The organism is Kitasatospora sp. MY 5-36 (assembly GCF_001182915.1).
GTDB lineage: Bacteria > Actinomycetota > Actinomycetes > Streptomycetales > Streptomycetaceae > Kitasatospora.
In genome coordinates this window covers 1-1,280 of sequence record NZ_LFVW01001228.1, presented here as the reverse complement: position 1 = coordinate 1,280, position 1,280 = coordinate 1, and the positions used below count along the sequence as shown (strand labels likewise).

The window sequence follows — 1,280 nt, the reverse complement described above, 5'->3', positions numbered from 1 at the left end:
GGCGGGGCCGGTCGGGCGGGGGCCCTCCGCGCTGCGCGGCGGGATGATCCGGGGCGTGGTGGCCGCTCCGCCGCCGACGGCGGCGGGCACCGGGACCTTGGGGTGCTCGGCGTCCGCCTCCGGCCCGTCCAGGCTCTGCGCGTCCAGGATGCGGGCGGCATGCCAGGAGGCGAAGTCCAGCCCGTCGAACAGCCGTTCCCGCAGGGTGAGTTCGTCCTCCAGCGCCTCGGCCGCGAGCAGCGCGGCGCGCGGGTCGGCGGCGGCGTTCACCCGGCCGCTGACGTGCGGCAGCTCGGTGCAGCCGTCCAGTCCGTCCTGGCCGTCCGCGGTGGCCCGGCCCTCGACGATCGTGACGGCGAGCCGCCCGGGCCGCTCGGAGACGGCGAGCGAGGCGACCAGGGTGCGCAGCAGCTCGGTCTTGCCGGAGCCGCGGGCGCCGCCGATCAGCAGGTGCGGGCCGCCCGGGTCGGGGGAGGGGACGGTGAGTTCGGGGTCGGCGAGGTCGAGGGTGCAGAGCTCGTCCCGGGTGGTGCCGAGCAGGGCGGTGGCGGCGCCGATGCCGCCGGCGTGGGCGTCCCAGCGGGCGGACAGCTTGGCCGGGGTGACGGTGTCGAGCTGCAGCAGGTCGAGCAGCCGCAGCACGTCGGGCAGCGGGCCGCGGGCGGCCGGGGTGGCCTCGCGCAGCGGGGCGAGGACCCGGGCGAGCCGTTCGGCCCAGGCGTCCGAGACGGCGTCCAGCGAGACCTCGTGGAGGGTCTCCCGGCCGCGGGCGACCGGCCGGGACAGCGACAGCTGGGTGCCGACCTCGCCGGTGATCAGGGCGGTGGCGCCGAGGCCCCGGGGGAGCAGTTCGGGCTGCTCGGCGAGGCAGATCGGGAAGATGCCGACCGCCGGGCCCTGGCGCAGCAGCAGGTCGAGTGCCTGCCGGGCGGCCTCGGTGGCCGGGCGGCCGTCGACCACGACCACGGTGGCGGGGTGGCCGCCGAGGCCGCTGGGGCCGCTGAGCCGGGCGGTGAGCTCGGTCAGCCGGGCGGTGGCCTGTTCGTCGTCGAGGCCGATCAGCAGCCGGCAGTCCTGGCCGTCGACCGGGCGCAGGTGGGGCAGCCACAGGGCCCAGGCCCAGGTGTCGACGCGGTCCTCGGCGGCGCGGGCCGGGTCGGCGTCGACCACGACCAGGCTCAGCCCGGTCGGCGGGTGCAGCGCGGCGAGCTGGGCGACGACGGCGCGGGTGAGCGCGTCCAGGCGCTCGCGCGGGCCGCTGAGGCCGAGGCTGCCGGCGG

Annotated in this window: 1 protein-coding gene; it reads right to left on the bottom strand. The window is 78.8% G+C overall.

What is annotated here, in order from left to right:
• Window positions 1-1,280: FtsK/SpoIIIE domain-containing protein (locus tag AE652_RS41585; protein WP_049661205.1), on the bottom strand; the 1,280-nt coding region annotated here is incomplete at both ends.